Annotated in this window: 13 protein-coding genes; 2 read left to right on the top strand and 11 right to left on the bottom strand. The window is 68.7% G+C overall.

Annotated elements, in window-relative coordinates; genetic code table 11:
* Positions 1-516 precede the first annotated feature (516 nt).
* Genes ACIBVQ_RS15030 through ACIBVQ_RS15015 form a run of 4 tightly spaced genes read right to left on the bottom strand, consistent with a single transcriptional unit; the run spans position 517 to position 4,263 of the window.
* A complete protein-coding gene (locus ACIBVQ_RS15030) occupies positions 517-1,221 on the bottom strand; it encodes a S26 family signal peptidase (protein WP_399177920.1) in 705 nt (234 codons plus the stop codon).
* Positions 1,218-3,137: an ABC transporter ATP-binding protein gene (locus tag ACIBVQ_RS15025; protein ID WP_399177918.1), complete on the bottom strand. Its 1,920-nt coding sequence runs from the start codon at positions 3,135-3,137 to the stop codon at positions 1,218-1,220. The genes ACIBVQ_RS15030 and ACIBVQ_RS15025 overlap by 4 nt, the downstream gene beginning before the upstream one ends.
* Positions 3,134-3,682: a TlpA disulfide reductase family protein gene (locus ACIBVQ_RS15020; protein WP_362776563.1), complete on the bottom strand. Its 549-nt coding sequence runs from the start codon at positions 3,680-3,682 to the stop codon at positions 3,134-3,136. Before ACIBVQ_RS15020 ends, ACIBVQ_RS15025 begins: the two co-directional genes overlap by 4 nt.
* A gap of 11 nt (positions 3,683-3,693) precedes the next feature.
* Positions 3,694-4,263: a MauE/DoxX family redox-associated membrane protein gene (locus ACIBVQ_RS15015; RefSeq protein ID WP_362776565.1), complete on the bottom strand. Its 570-nt coding sequence runs from the start codon at positions 4,261-4,263 to the stop codon at positions 3,694-3,696.
* A gap of 211 nt (positions 4,264-4,474) precedes the next feature.
* On the opposite strand from ACIBVQ_RS15015, the gene ACIBVQ_RS15010 reads away from it, so the two are divergent.
* Positions 4,475-4,663: a hypothetical protein gene (locus tag ACIBVQ_RS15010; RefSeq protein WP_362776567.1), complete on the top strand. Its 189-nt coding sequence runs from the start codon at positions 4,475-4,477 to the stop codon at positions 4,661-4,663.
* Between the two features lie 449 nt (positions 4,664-5,112).
* Here ACIBVQ_RS15010 and ACIBVQ_RS15005 read toward each other — a convergent pair whose 3' ends face one another.
* The 7 genes from ACIBVQ_RS15005 to ACIBVQ_RS14975 form a co-directional block, all read right to left on the bottom strand.
* Positions 5,113-6,714, bottom strand: coding sequence for an MFS transporter (locus ACIBVQ_RS15005; RefSeq protein ID WP_352013746.1), 1,602 nt, complete (start codon positions 6,712-6,714; stop codon positions 5,113-5,115).
* A gap of 160 nt (positions 6,715-6,874) precedes the next feature.
* Positions 6,875-7,315: a hypothetical protein gene (locus ACIBVQ_RS15000; RefSeq protein WP_362776570.1), complete on the bottom strand. Its 441-nt coding sequence runs from the start codon at positions 7,313-7,315 to the stop codon at positions 6,875-6,877.
* Positions 7,316-7,327: 12 nt separating this feature from the next.
* On the bottom strand, positions 7,328-8,854 hold the full coding sequence (locus ACIBVQ_RS14995) for a hypothetical protein (protein WP_352013748.1): 1,527 nt from the start codon (positions 8,852-8,854) through the stop codon (positions 7,328-7,330).
* Positions 8,855-8,944: 90 nt separating this feature from the next.
* The gene (locus tag ACIBVQ_RS14990) at positions 8,945-9,634 is read right to left on the bottom strand and encodes a DUF4097 family beta strand repeat-containing protein (RefSeq protein ID WP_399177914.1); all 690 of its coding nucleotides are present in this window, start codon (positions 9,632-9,634) and stop codon (positions 8,945-8,947) included.
* Between the two features lie 168 nt (positions 9,635-9,802).
* Positions 9,803-10,540 carry a succinate dehydrogenase/fumarate reductase iron-sulfur subunit gene (locus tag ACIBVQ_RS14985; protein ID WP_352013750.1) on the bottom strand — a complete coding sequence of 246 codons (738 nt, stop codon included), beginning with the start codon at positions 10,538-10,540 and terminating at the stop codon, positions 9,803-9,805.
* 72 nt (positions 10,541-10,612) lie between these two features.
* Positions 10,613-12,538: a fumarate reductase/succinate dehydrogenase flavoprotein subunit gene (locus ACIBVQ_RS14980; RefSeq protein ID WP_352013751.1), complete on the bottom strand. Its 1,926-nt coding sequence runs from the start codon at positions 12,536-12,538 to the stop codon at positions 10,613-10,615.
* On the bottom strand, positions 12,535-13,293 hold the full coding sequence (locus ACIBVQ_RS14975) for a succinate dehydrogenase cytochrome b subunit (RefSeq protein ID WP_352013752.1): 759 nt from the start codon (positions 13,291-13,293) through the stop codon (positions 12,535-12,537). Before ACIBVQ_RS14975 ends, ACIBVQ_RS14980 begins: the two co-directional genes overlap by 4 nt.
* A gap of 209 nt (positions 13,294-13,502) precedes the next feature.
* On the opposite strand from ACIBVQ_RS14975, the gene ACIBVQ_RS14970 reads away from it, so the two are divergent.
* Positions 13,503-14,435, top strand: a complete 933-nt coding sequence (locus tag ACIBVQ_RS14970; protein WP_352013753.1) for a LysR substrate-binding domain-containing protein — start codon at positions 13,503-13,505, stop codon at positions 14,433-14,435.
* Positions 14,436-14,467: the final 32 nt, after the last annotated feature.

Below are 14,467 nucleotides of genomic sequence, written 5' to 3'. Positions count from 1 at the left end.
GCGAAATCCAACCGTCGCTCAGTAGGGGGACGCCGGCCTCCCGGCCACCGCGGATCGTGACGGCCCGGGGACGGCTCACCTCCGGTGTCCACCAAAGGTGATCATGCCGATGGAGCGACCATATACGAATAAGGGCGCCCCAAGTCGACATTCAACATCATTTCCATTAGAACTGGCGATGAAAAGTGGTCATTTGTCGCCAGAGAGCCCCATACGTGCCGAGAATATATCTGACATGCCGCCATTCCCATCGGCTCGGCACACCTCTGCGTTCACGCGGCAAGACTTACCGTGACCACCCCCACGACCGGCGGCACATCATCCGTAACAGGGCGTGCGACACGTTCCGCTCGGGCGTGAAACCGGGCATTCGTAGCAGATATTGAAGTACTTCCAGCCGCCGCACACCCCCACCTCGATCCGAAGCGGAAACACGCCGGCAGGCCGTCCCCATGCCTTCGGACCTCCCGAGCGTTCCGCCCCTTTCCCAACCTTTCGGATGGCATGAAAAGCGAATTATCGGCCCGCACTTCGGATTCGAAAACCGCGCCGATGGAGTGGGCGCAGTACGACTCCGAGGACACGCTCCGCGGGAAAGTAACCCACGTGCCGGGAGTCGTAACTGGCCTCCTGGTTGTCACCCAGGAGAACCAGCCTGCCCGGCGGTACACGATCCTCCGGCGCGTCGGACAGCGCGGGAACCCGGGCGCGCGGGACGGCGTCGCCGGGAACCGCGACGATCCGTTTGATCATCCAGCGCCTTCCGGACATCGACGCCTCACCGGCCCCCGGCGGCACCGGCGGATCAGGCCATTCACGTTCGGGCGTCGGCTGCTCCACCACGACCACCTGTCCGGCCCTCAGGGGGCGGCCACGCCGCGCGACGACGCGGTCTCCGTCCCGGTAGGCGGGTTTCATGCTCGACCCCCGCACCGTCACCGCGACCAGCCCGCGGGCCATCACCGCGGAGGTGAGCAGGCCCAGACCGAGAACCGACGCCGACGCGCCGCAGGCCACCGCCCATCCCCACGCTCCCCTGACGAGGAACGCGACCGTCCCTCCCCACAGGAGGAGCACACCGATCACCGTCAGCGTCCGGGCACGCGGCGGCCGGATGGAGACCGCCGGCGCGCGGCCCCGCCCCGGACCGCCGGCCGGCGCCCCGGTCTCCCCCATCACGCGCTCGCGACCGGGACGACGAGGGCCGGCGTCGGCGGTCATCCCGCGCCTCCCGCCGTCAGCGCCGGCCCTTCGGCGGCGGGATCCCGGTAACCGGACGACTGAAGCGCGAACAACCGCGCGTACTCTCCGCCGTCGGCCATCAGCCGGGCATGGTCACCCTGCTCCACTATCCGCCCGTCGCGGAGCACGACGATGAGGTCGGCGTCACGCACCGCGCTGAGCCGATGTGAGATCAACAGACTGGTCCGCTCCGCGCGGTGCGCGGTGAGCGAGGCGTGGATCTCGTGCTCGGCCTCGGCGTCCAGCCCCGCCGAGGGCTCGTCGAGGATCATCAGGTCCCGCCCGTCGCGCAGGAGCGCGCGGGCCAGCGCGAGCCGCTGCCACTGTCCGCCGGACAGCATCGTGCCGACCTCCGAGTCGTTCTTCTCCGACTCAGAGAAGAAGATCCGCGTCAGCGGGGTGTCGTATCCGTGGGGCAGTCCGGCGAGCGTGTCGTGGACACCGGCCCGTTCCGCCGCGGACCGGACGCGTTCCCGGTCGTCCCAGACAGCGGGGTCCCCAAGGGCGATGTTCTCCGCGGCCGTCATGTCGTAGTGCATGTAGTCCTGGAAGACCGCACTGATCCTGTCCCGCAGTCCGGCCACGTCGACGTCACGGATGTCCTGCCCGTCCCACAGGATGGAGCCCCTGGTCGGGTCGTAGAACCGGCACAGCAGCTTCACCAGCGTGGACTTGCCCGAGCCGTTCAGCCCGACGAGCGCGACCGTCCTGCCGTGGGGGACGCGCAGACTGACCCCGCGCAGCACCCAGGGGTGCTCCTCGGAGTAGCGGAACCACACATCACGCAGTTCGATCCCGTACCGCATCCGTGGCGGCGCCGGGGCCCGCGGAACGAGCGGCAGATCCGGGGGCGCCGTGATCACCGCCGTGTAGTGGCCGAACATCGTCAGGGCGTGATGTGACCGTGCGATGTCCCTGGCCAGACCGGCGAGGGCCGCCTGCAGGCTCGTCACCGCCGCCACGAAGACGGTGACGTCACCGACCGAAAGTCCTCCCGATCGCGCCGCATCCACCGCCCAGAACAGGCCCCCGCCGAACACCAGCGCGGTGAGCAGGTTGAGCGCGGCCTGGACCGCGACCTCCCGCCTGTCCACCGTCCGTCTCGCGGCGTTGGCGGCACGCCGTTCGTCCGTCATGCGCCTGCGCAGCAGAGGACCGATGCCGAACAGCCGCACCTCCTTCGCGGCCTCCACGCTGGACAGCAACTCGGCGTAGAAGAACTCCCGCCGTTCGATCGGGCCGACCTTCCAGAACATCCGGGAACGCCGCCTCGACATCGCGATCTCCGCGAGCAGCGACGGCACTCCCGACAGCGGCACCAGGACGGCCATCAGCGGGCTGAGCACCGTCAGCGACACGAGGAAGCCCACGATAGTGATCGTCCCGCGGGCGATGCCCAGCGCTCCGTCCACCACCTGGTTCGGCATGTCGCTGGACTGCTGGGCGATGCGCAGCCGGTCCAGGAAACCCGGATTCTCGAACCGGCCCAACCCGGTGAAACCCTCCACCGCGGTGAAGAGCCGGTCCTGTGCGAGCAGCCCGACCCGGCGGTTCATCTCGGTCCGTAGATACTGGGTGGCCTGCGGCAGGGTCCCGGTGACGACGGCCGCCGCCGCGATCCCCGCGGTCAGCGCGACCAGTGCGCTCGCGGAGGCGCCGCCGACCAGGGCGTCCAGCACCAGTTTGGTCAGCCAGGCGGTCGCGACCGGCAGCGCACCGGTGACCAGCGTGACGAGGCAGTACAGGGTGAGGATTCCCGGTGCGGCCCTGGCCGTGAGCGCCCAGGAGCCGGCGATCCGGCGCGTCACGGTCAGAGCGTTCATGTGCTCCGGCTCGCCGTCCGTCCGGCTCTCACCGGAGGCCCGTGGCCGCCCGGAGGGTCGCGTACGGCTCATGCCACGGCGGTGGCCGTCTGCCCCAGGTCCACGGCCTCGTCGGTGACCACGAGTCTGCCTCCCCGCGCCGCCACCCGGAGCACGGTCGGGTAGGCCTTGATCTTGAAAGCCTTGCTGAGGGGGCCCGAGGAGGTCTCGACGACCACGGAGGCCACCGGCGCCAGATCGGCGACAAGGGCGTTCGCCTCGTCCGCGTCGTGGCTGAGCACGACCGCGACCACGCGGCCCCGCCCGCCGGGCAGCGCCCCGCTGTACTCCACGAACCTCGGCAGTTGTTCCCGGCAGGGGCCGCAGTTCGGCGAGAAGAACCCGACCACCGTGTCGTCGGCCAGCGATTCCCTGCTCAACGTTCCACCGTCAACGGTCGAGGTGAGGAATTCGCCGACCTCCTCACCCACCCCGAGAGAGGGCATGACTTTTCCGTGGCCGGGCTTGGACAGCAGTTCCGTGTGTTCCCGGAGGCGTTTGATCACCCCTACCGAAAGGAGCAGATTCAGTACGCAGAGCGTCCCGACGAGCACCAGGGCCGCGATCACAAAAGGCATGACGTCCTCCTTCAACCGACTGCCGGAGGGGATGGGCGACGCCCAATACCCTTGTTCATTGGTTGGAAAAGCTCGAATATGTCGTCGAGTGCGGTGACCAGCACGCCGAGCATCGTCCCGCCGAGGACGGCGATCAGCACTCCAGCGGTCTCCAGGCCTTTCTGCGGTGTCAAGGTCCCGATCACGCCGACGACGGCGACCGCGGCGAGAATCACGTTCCTTACGGCCTGGCGCGGCCCCATCGGGACGGAGGACGCCCCGAAACACCGGCACGCCGCCCGCGTCCCTCTGCGCACCACAAGAACGACGACCACCGTGAACACGGCGAGCAGTCCCGCCGCGACCACGAATCCGGCGACGCCGGTGACGGGTGTGGGTGTCGCGAGCAACATCCATGTCGCGAGTTCGGCGCCCAGCACAATTCGAGCGAGGGAACGCACCGAGGCCGGCGGCACCAAATGCATATCACGTATGGAAGCAACGAAGTCACCGAACGTGTCGCGCCCGATGAGCTTGCCCGTCGAAGATATTAGGAACACGGCGCCGATGACACAGCGGAGCCCGATCGCCAGATATTGCACCGGACGCCCTCCACATGATCAACAATTGAATTTCAGTATGGCATCCGAATACACGGCCATCAAGTGTTGACATCATCAGAAATCACTGTTACGACAAACTCGCAATAAAGCCCGTTGCAAACACAAAATTCGTTTGTAATCATCGGCATGACCGGCGCCATATGTGTAAACCCAGCCGAAAGGAAGTGCCGTGCTCAAGAAGCTCGAAGCAATGGGAAGCAGTCTCCTTGGCATGTTCGTGCCCCGGGTCGAGGCCTCGGCGGCCTGCGGCCCCGTCGTGATCAAAAGCTACTCCAGCTGCTGGGAGTGCAAGGACATCTTCGGATGCGGCTGGAACGCCCCCTGTGACGCGTACTGCCAGAGCGGATGCGGGTGCGACGTCAGGACCTGCTACTGCTAGATAAGAGGCGGCCGTTACCGCCGAATAAAAGGTAGCCGATAAACATCGTGACCGGCGGCGGGCGGGTTCCGCCGGAAATTCGGCATTCCTGTGCACACGCCGGACGGCCTCACGGACCGCCCTCGGACATGTGCTCCTCCGCCGCCGGTCATGCGCCCGAGAGCGCGAACGGCATTGACTCACATTGTTTTCACGACGCCGATACGGGTTATCCGGAAACCGGCCGCGCGGGTTTCCGGAAAGGGTTCGTCCGGCACGGGGCGCTTCGCCTTCCCGAGCCGACGTGAAAGACGGCGGCCGGCGCGCCGCCGTGGACGGACGAAACGCAGAACGCGCCGCGGTCAGCCGGCACCGGCGGCGCATCAGCGGCGCACCGGTGGCATGGGGGCCGTACCGAACGGCGAGCCGCGCGGCGGCTCGCAGAACGGTGTCACGACAGACGGGGGAGATTACGCGGTCGTTCCCAGCGGCTTCGCCTTGCGGGTCTCGACGCCGAAGAGGGCGACCGCCAGGACCGCCAGGACCAGGGGAACCGCGCCCAGGAGGGCGGTGGCGCCGATGGAGGGGACCGTGACCCCGGCGACCAGGACGGCCGTGACCGCGACCCCGCCGAACTTGCCGACCCCGGCGGACAGGCCGGAGCCACGCGAGCGGATCCGGGTCGGGTAGATCTCCGAACTGTAGGCCGCCACCACCGCGGCGATCGTGGCGGTGCCGACGATCGGGCCCGCGAGCAGCACGTACAGCCAGGTTTCGTCGTGCACCAGCGAATCCCCCGCCACGGAGAAGGCCAGCAGGGCGGCGGCCACCAGGGCGCTCAGCACGACGATGGTCTTCTTCGCGCTCCACAGCCCGTACATCGCGGCGGCGACGAAGACCAGCGGCAGACCCAGTAGCGCCGAGTCCCGCAGCGCGCGGTCGGCGGCCTGCTGGGCGAGGCCGAGCTTTTGCAGGTTGGAGGGGATCCAGAGCTGGAAACCGTAGGTGACCAGCCCGACGCTCAGCCCCAGGATCACCACCGCGACGCTGAGGCCGGTGAAGGGACGGTGGAACAGCGGCGTGTAACCGCCCTTGTCCGCGGCGCTCTCCTCGGTGACGGCCCGCTCGATCTTGGCCTCGGCCGCCTCCGTGGAACCGTACCTGACCATGATGGCCCGCGCCTCCTCCTCACGGCCGTGGGCCAGCAGGAACCGGGGCGACTCGGGGATCCAGCGGTTCAGCAGGATGAGCACCACTCCGGTGGGGATGCCCAGCAGCCACAGCGACCGCCACGAGTAGACGGGGATGAGCTCGGACGACAGCCAGCTCGTCATGGCGTACGCCAGGGCCAGGTTGCCGCCGATGAGCACCATGACCCAGCCCCGGTGCCGTCCCGGGATCGTCTCGGCCAGCAGCGAGAAGGTGATGGGCAGCATGCCGCCCGCGGCGAGTCCCATGACCAGGCACATCACCAGGTTCCATCCGAAGGACGGCATCGCCCCGCAGATCGCGGTCGCCACGAACATCACCCCGGCCAGCAGGATGGCCGCCCGCCGTCCGATCCGGTCGCCGAGCCATCCCCACAGGAACGACCCCAGGACCGTTCCCGTCAGGCCGAACAGCGGAAGGAGCGCGACGGGCAGGTCGCCGCCCGGGTTGAGGGCCGACTTGAGGCCGTACTCCTTGCCCATGCCCGGGGCCACGAACGCCAGCGTGATCGGCTTCATCGCGTCGATGGTCACCGCGGCGGTCATCACGAGGATCAGACCGATGTGCGCGGGGCGGAGCCCGGCGTCGTCGGAGGTACGGATGCGCACCTCACCGGCCTGCCTCGCGGCCTTGAGATCACGCGGGACGAGCCCGTACGTGGTCACCGCCAGCCCGACGACGATCAACGCCATGCCGACCGTCATCGGGATGTCCATCGGCATGCCCGCCATGTGGAAGCCCATGTCCGCGGCGTGCACGTACATCGGGATGTGCAGCGCCACCCCCGCCACGCAGGTGAGAAATCCGGTCCAGAAAGCCAGGGGGTGGGCGAAGTCGATGCCGCCCACGGGCCGTTTGCTCATGAGTTCCCTCGGGATCACGATCGTCAGGGGGGTGACACCCGGGAGATGGGCCCGATCGGGTTTCGGTCACTGCCGCGAGATGTCTGCTTGTTCGATGCGTTCCGCACCGCCTTGGTTCGTCGAACAGTGCATCATCCGTGACTTGTGAACCGCTTGTGGGTCAGATGATCCGGCCGCCGCGCAGCCGCCAGTGGACCGACAGCACCCGCATCGGGCCGTTGGCGAACAGCCACTGGCCGATCCAGACGACCGTGAACATGGTCGCGAACGTCGAGAAGGCCACCGGGCGGGTGATGCCGGGGATCAGCCTCTGGTCCAGCAGGACCCACATGAGCAGGCCCTCGGGGACGATCGTGAGCAGCCCGAAGAGCGTCGGCCAGTCCTTGTCCCAGCGGAACTGCATCAGCAGGTGGTAGAGCAGCTCCCAGAGCAGGCCGACGACGGCGACCGCGAGCAGGATGAGGTAGGCGACGCCGTACGTCCTGGACATGGGGCCTCTCGTGCCCGGCAGCACCGGCACGACCAGCGCCGTGAGGACCACGCCGACGGTGGCGAGCAGGAAGATCCGGGTCTGGAGACGACCGGCGAGGGTGGGGATCACGACGTGAACTCCTCAGATGGGACGGCCCGCGGCCCACTTGAACCACTGGCTGACCGAGCGCAGGGGGCCGAGCCCGGCGCAGAACCCGCGCCGGGAGAGGTCGGCGGCGATGTCGAGGGCGGCGGTCTGCATGCCGAGGAAGCTGTCCACCGCCGGGAAGTGGTTGCCCGCGACGGCGGCACCGGAGGCGTACAGCATGCCGTCCCCGCTGCCCGCGCCGCTCACCTCGAAGTTCCTGCCGACGGCCAGGCGACCGGCGCCGTTGCGCTGGGCTCCACCGTGTTCGAGCAGGTCCGCCAGGACCCGGTGCTCGGGCATGTCGGCCTCAAGCCCGGTGCAGTCGACGATGAAGTCCGAGACGACCTGCCCGGCCCTGCCGTCGTCGCTGCTGGTGAAGCTGACCAGCCGTCCGTCCGGGGTCGGTTCGACCCGGTGGACCACCGCCTGGATCGCGTGGTACCAGTTGCCCTCCCGGCCCCGGCGCATCTGCTCCTGCCAGCGGCGCAGCTTCGGGGTGGTCGTGCCTCCCACGAGCTTGGCCAGCGCCGCGCGTTCGGCGCCCTCCGCCCGGCGGAACCGCGCCTTCAGCTGGCCGCCGAAGGCCGACTTGGGCAGGGTGAACGCCTGGTAGGCCCAGCCGTCCCCGCCGGGGCGCCGCATCCACGGGCTCGGGCCGTGGGGTCCGGTCACGTACGTGCGCAGCAGGTGCACGATCTGGGTGTGCAGGCCGTAGCGCTCCCGGTCGTCCATCAGCCGCTGGAGCACCCGGGAGGCGACGATCCCGGAGCCGCGCACCACCACCGTGCCCGGCCTGGTCTTGAGGAACTCGTAGACGTGCTCGTGCGGCTCGTAGGCGTTGACGACGTGGTGGTAGTCGTTGTAGGTCTCCCGGAAGCACTGGAGGTCCTCAAGGAACTTCAGGCCGGGGTAACCGACCGCCAGGTGCACATACCGGGAGCGGATCGCCACCCGCTTGGTCGGCGTCATGCCCGCCGGAGGGGTGAGGAGCGTGAAGTAGCCGCCCCCGAACCTGCGGCGGACCATCCGTACCTGCCCCTTGAGCAGCATCTCCCAGTACGAGACGCGGTCGGCCTCGCGTTTGACGGTGGAGAAGACCGTCGAGGCCCTGGGACTGAAGAAGTCGGTCAGGAGCGGCTCGACCAGGACCTGCCAGAGCAGTTTGGGCGACCTGTCCCGCCAGGCCTCGTGCACGGCGTAGGACGGGAAGCCCCAGATGTTGTCCGGCCTGGCCCCCGCGTCGGAGCGGATGCGCTCCTCAGGCGGCAGCTGGGAGACGCGGGTGAGGTACTCCCAGCTCTGCCACGGGGTGTCGCTGTTGGACAGCACGCGTATGGACGAGGTGGGCACCCCGCAGATCCTCAGCACGTCGACGAGGGTGAAGGAGCCGAGTCCCCCGCCCACCGAGACCAGCGGCACGTCGTGGAACGGGATGCCCGCTTCCTGGACCATCTGGTCGTGCCAGATCGGTGAGTCGATCAGCTGGGGAGTGAGGTCGTCATGGCGCCGGGCATCTAACACGTGACGTCCCCCGTGGTCTGACTCCGAGCGAGTTGCGGGTCCCCTTATTTCAGATAAAAGGGATCACGCGCAACTCGCCCGCGAAGAGCGTCAGCCGGCCAGCACCTTGATGTCGCCGGAGCCGGTGGACATCACGACCTTGTGCGCGGAGGCCGGATCCTGCGGCACGGAGACCTCCCTGTCACCCGATCCCGCCCTGGTCGACACGTTGTACGGCCCGCCGGGGAGGCGGACGGTCACGTCGCCGGAACCGCCCCGCATCTCGACCTCGTCGGGGACGGCGGTGTATCCCAGCTCGGCGGTTCCCGAGCCGACCTTGGTGAAGACCTTCCTGCCCGACAGCCCCGTGCCGGTGATGTCGCCCGATCCCGTGACGGCGGTGATCGCCCCGGTCAGGGAGGTGAGCCTGACGTGCCCCGAGCCCGTCTGCAGATCGACGGTCGTCCCCTTGGGGATCTCGATCCGGTAGTCGACGCCGCAGTTGTCCATGCTCGACGGGCAGTTGTAGCTCACGAACAGGGTCTCCCCCTGGACCCTGCGCGTGGTCTCCGGCTTCTCGTCGTTCCACCGGGCCGTCTCGACGACCTTGACGCCGCCCCCGGTTACCTCGGTCACCGAGACGTCGCCCGACCTGCCCCTGACGTTCAGCTTTGTGACCTTCTCGGTGACCTGGTGGGTCGCGGTCTCATGATGGGAGGCGGAGCCGATGTTCGTCAGCCCACACCCCGTCAGGAGCACCGCGACGGTCAGCAGGCCCCCGCCTGCCACGATCTTCTTCACCCGATGATCCTCCCAACGACCCCACGAACACGCATCAGGGATGTCCCTGGAAAACCTCGGGGATCCCTTAGGGGGCGACGGCCTTCATCCGGTCTTGTCGCCGCGGCCGCCGGACGGCAGGCGAAGGCCCGGCCCCCACGGGGAACCGGGCCTTCTTGGCTGTGGGGCCTACCTGGAGGCCTTGAGGTAGTCGTGGTTCATCCTGGCGATGGTGTCCAGCGGGATGCCCTTGGGGCAGACCGCCGTGCACTCGCCGGTGTTGGTGCAGCCGCCGAAGCCCTCGGCGTCCATCTGCTCGACCATGGCCCTGGCGCGGGCGTCACGCTCGGGCTGGCCCTGCGGCAGCAGGCCCAGGTGCGTGATCTTGGCCGCGGTGAACAGCGACGCCGAGCCGTTCGGGCAGGCCGCGACGCAGGCGCCGCAGCCGATGCAGGTCGCCGCGTCGAAGGCCGCGTCGGCGTCGTCCTTCTTCACCGGGACGCTGTGCGCGTCGGGGGCCGACCCGGCGGGAACGGAGACGAAACCGCCCGCCTGGATGATCCGGTCGAACGCGGAGCGGTCCACGACCAGGTCCTTGACCACCGGGAACGGCGCCGCGCGCCACGGCTCGATGGTGATGACCGCGTTGTCCGCGAAGTGCCGCATGTGCAGCTGACAGGTGGTGGTCGCCACCTGCTCGCCGTGCGCCACGCCGTTGATGACCATGCCGCACATGCCGCAGATGCCCTCGCGGCAGTCGTGGTCGAAGGCGATCGGGTCGTCGCCCTCCAGGATGAGACGCTCGTTGAGCACGTCGAGCATCTCCAGGAAGGACATGTCCGGCGAGACGTCCTCGACACGGTAGGTGACCATCCGCCCCTCGTCCTGGGGGCCCTTCTGGCGCCAGACCTTGAGTGTCAGGTTCATACCCATGGCTCGCTTACCGCTCCTCGTTCGCTGTACGGACCACTCGTCGGTCTGGAGCCACGCGGGAGGCGCTCACTTGTAGCTCCGCTGGCTCATCTTGACGTACTCGTAGTCGAGCTCTTCCTTGTGCAGGACTGGGCCCTGCTCGCCGTACTCCCAGGCCGCGACGTAGGCGAAGTTCTCGTCGTCGCGCAGGGCCTCACCGTCGGCGTCCTGCGACTCGGCGCGGAAGTGTCCGCCGCACGACTCGGTGCGGTGCAGCGCGTCGAGACACATCAGCTCGGCCAGGTCGAAGAAGTCGGCGACCCGCCCGGCCCTTTCGAGCACCTGGTTGAGCTCCTCGGCCGTCCCGGAGACCTTGACGTTCCTCCAGAACTCCTCACGCAGCTCGGGGATGCGTTCGAGCGCCTTGCGCAGCGACTCCTCGGTGCGCTCCATGCCGCAGTAGTCCCACATGAGCTTGCCCAGCTCACGGTGGTAGGAGTCCGGGGTACGGTCGCCGTTGACAGCGAGCAGCTTCGCGATCTTCTCGCGTACCGCGGTCTCCGCGTCGGCGACGGCCTGCTCCTCGACCTCACCGTAGGGGCCGTTGGCGAGGTAGTCGCCGATGGTCGTCGGCAGCACGAAGTAACCGTCCGCCAGGCCCTGCATCAGCGCCGAGGCGCCGAGGCGGTTGGCGCCGTGGTCGGAGAAGTTGGCCTCACCGATCACGAACAGGCCGGGGATCGTGGACTGCAGGTCGTAGTCCACCCACAGGCCGCCCATGGTGTAGTGGACGGCCGGGTAGATGCGCATCGGCTGGGTGTAGGGGTCCTCGCCGGTGATGCGCTCGTACATCTCGAAGAGGTTGCCGTACTTCTTCTCGACCGCGTCACGGCCGAGACGGCGGATCGCGTCGGCGAAGTCGAGGTAGACGCCCAGGCCGCCGGGGCCGACACCCCTGCCCTCGTCGCAGACGTTCTTCGCGGCGCGGGAGGCGATGTCACGCGGGACCAGGTTGCCGAAGGCCGGGTAGATGCGCTCCAGGTAGTAGTCGCGCTCGTCCTCGGGGATCCGCGCCGCCGGGCGGTCGTCGCCCGCCTTGACCGGCACCCACACGCGGCCGTCGTTGCGCAGCGACTCCGACATCAGCGTCAGCTTGGACTGGTAGTCGCCGCTGACCGGGATGCAGGTCGGGTGGATCTGGGTGTAGCAGGGGTTGGCGAACATCGCGCCACGCCGGTGCGCGCGCCAGATGGCCGTGGTGTTGCAGCCCTTGGCGTTGGTCGACAGGAAGAAGACGTTCCCGTAGCCGCCGCTGGCCAGCACGACCGCGTCGGCCACGTGCCGCTCGATCTCCCCGGTGACCATGTCCCTGACGATGACGCCCCGCGCCCTGCCGTCGGAGACGATCAGGTCGAGCATCTCGTGACGGGTGTTCATCTTCACGGTCCCCGCGGCGATCTGCCGTTCGAGCGCCTGGTAGGCGCCCAGCAGCAGCTGCTGGCCCGTCTGGCCCCTGGCGTAGAAGGTGCGGGAGACCTGGGCGCCGCCGAAGGAGCGGGTGTCGAGCAGGCCGCCGTACTCACGGGCGAACGGCACGCCCTGGGCGACCGCCTGGTCGATGATGTTCACGCTGACCTGGGCGAGCCGGTAGACGTTCGACTCACGGGCCCGGAAGTCGCCGCCCTTGACCGTGTCGTAGAACAGCCGGTAGATCGAGTCGCCGTCACCCCGGTAGTTCTTGGCCGCGTTGATGCCGCCCTGGGCGGCGATCGAGTGGGCGCGCCTGGGCGAGTCCTGGTAGCAGAAGGAGGTGACGTTGTAGCCGAGTTCACCGAGGGTCGCGGCGGCCGAACCGCCCGCCAGGCCGGTGCCGACCACGATGACGTGCAGCTTGCGCTTGTTGGCCGGGTTGACGAGCTTGGCGCCGAACTTGCGCTTCTCCCAGCGATCCTCGATCGGCCCCTCGGGGGCCTTGGTGTCGCGGATCGGCTCACCGAGGGTGTACTTCGTCACTTGACAACTCCGATCATGACCGCGACGGGGACGGCGAGGAAGCCGAGCACCAGCACGGCGGAGACCACGGCCGCGACGGCCTTCAGCGGGCGGTAGCTGCGCGAGCCCGCGAGGCCGAGCGTCTGGAAGGCGCTCCACAGGCCGTGCCGCAGGTGCAGGCCGACCATGACGACGGCGAGCACGTAGAAGGCGGTCACCCACCAGCGCGACGTCGCGAACCCCTCGACCAGCCTGTCGTAGGGCGTGCCGTCCCAACCGGCCGGGTTGACCACGCCGAAGGTCAGGTCGAGCAGGTGCCAGACGACGAAGAGGAGGATGGTCAGGCCGCCCCAGCGCATGACGTGGGTGGCGTAGCCGCTGGCCTGGGACTTGCGCTTGGCCGCGTACTTGACCGGGCGGGCCTTGTTCGCCCTGCGGGCCAGGGACACGGCCGACCACATGTGCAGTACGACGGAGGCGAACAGCACGACCTCGACGAGGGTGAGCAGAACCCTGCGCGGCACGAGCGGCTCGCCCATCGTCCGCAGGAACTCGGCGTAGGTGTTGAACGCCTCGGCGCCGAAGAAGCTCTTGAGGTTGCCGGCCATGTGGCCGACCAGGAAGAGCACCAGGATGGCACCGGTGACGGCCATCACGGCCTTCTTACCGTTGGACGAGCCCAGGAAGCCGCCTGACCTCCTGGGGGATGGGGTCTTGGCGGACCCGGAGGGTTTGACCGGCGCTGTGGCGGCGCCGCGCTCAATCGTGGCAGTCACGTCTCGACGCTAGGTAGGGTGGTTTCCCCTCGTCCAAGTCATCGTGGATGTGGTTCCCATAGCCCCCGGCTATCAGGTCTGGGTTTATGCGGGTTTTACAACGACGGCCCCCGCGCGGATGCGAGCAATCTCACACCGGGTCCGTCATTGTCCCGGGGTCGGGGGGCCGCCCCGAATCCGCCACCGGCCCATCCGTACGCTAGGGAAACGTGCAGCTCCAGCAACTGGCCTACTTCGTGGCTGTGGCCGACTCCCGGCACTTCACCCACGCGGCCGAGCGGATGCGGGTCGCGCAGCCCTCGCTGAGCAAGCAGATCAGGGCTCTTGAGGCCGATCTCGGCGCGCCGCTGTTCAGCCGGGCCCGGGGGAACGTCACCCTGACCGCCGCCGGGGAGGCGCTGCTGCCGCTGGCCCGCAGGATGCTGGCCGACGCCGAGACGGCCAGGCGTGAGGTCGCCGAGCTGGCCGGCCTGCGCCGCGGCAGGGTACGGCTCGGCGCCACCCCCTCGCTGTGCGCCGGGCTGATGGCCGACGCCCTGGCCAGGTTCCACCGTTCCTACCCCGGCATCGAGCTGCTCGTCGAGGAGGGCGGCTCCCGCGACCTGGTCCGCGCCCTCGCCCGTGGCCAGCTCGACATGGCGCTGATCATCATGCCGTTGCAGAACGACGACCCCTCCCTGGTCACCGAAGAGGTGCTGCGGGAGAACCTGGTCGTGGTCGCCCCGTCCATCTCGCACGCGCGCAGGCCGTACATGCGGATAGAGGACCTGCGCGGGCAGCCGATGGTGATGTTCCGGCGGGGCTACGACCTGCGGGAGGCGACGCTGGGCGCCTGCCGTCAGGCGGGGTTCGAACCGAGGCTGTCGGTCGAGGGCGGTGAGATGGACGCCGTGCTCCGCTTCGTCGAGGCCGGGCTCGGCATCGCCCTGGTGCCCTCGATGGTCCTGGACGGCCGCCCCGGGCTGACCGGGACGCCGCTGGCGCCTCCCGGGCTGCGCCGTACGATCGCCATCGCCCACCGCAAGGACGTCGAACCGACCAGGGCCGCCCAGGCGTTCCGTGACACGTTGCTGTTCTTCCTGGCCGAGGCCTCCCATGAGGGTAGTCTTCCCGAAGGCCTTGAGCTGATCGTCCAGGACTGAGCGAGCGCGCGTCCGGACGGCGCAGTCCGGGC

The sequence above is a fragment of the Streptosporangium sp. NPDC049376 genome, assembly GCF_044466505.1.
GTDB lineage: Bacteria > Actinomycetota > Actinomycetes > Streptosporangiales > Streptosporangiaceae > Streptosporangium.
Note: the sequence above shows the minus strand (reverse complement) of the source record. Positions and strands in the feature narration are given on the sequence as shown.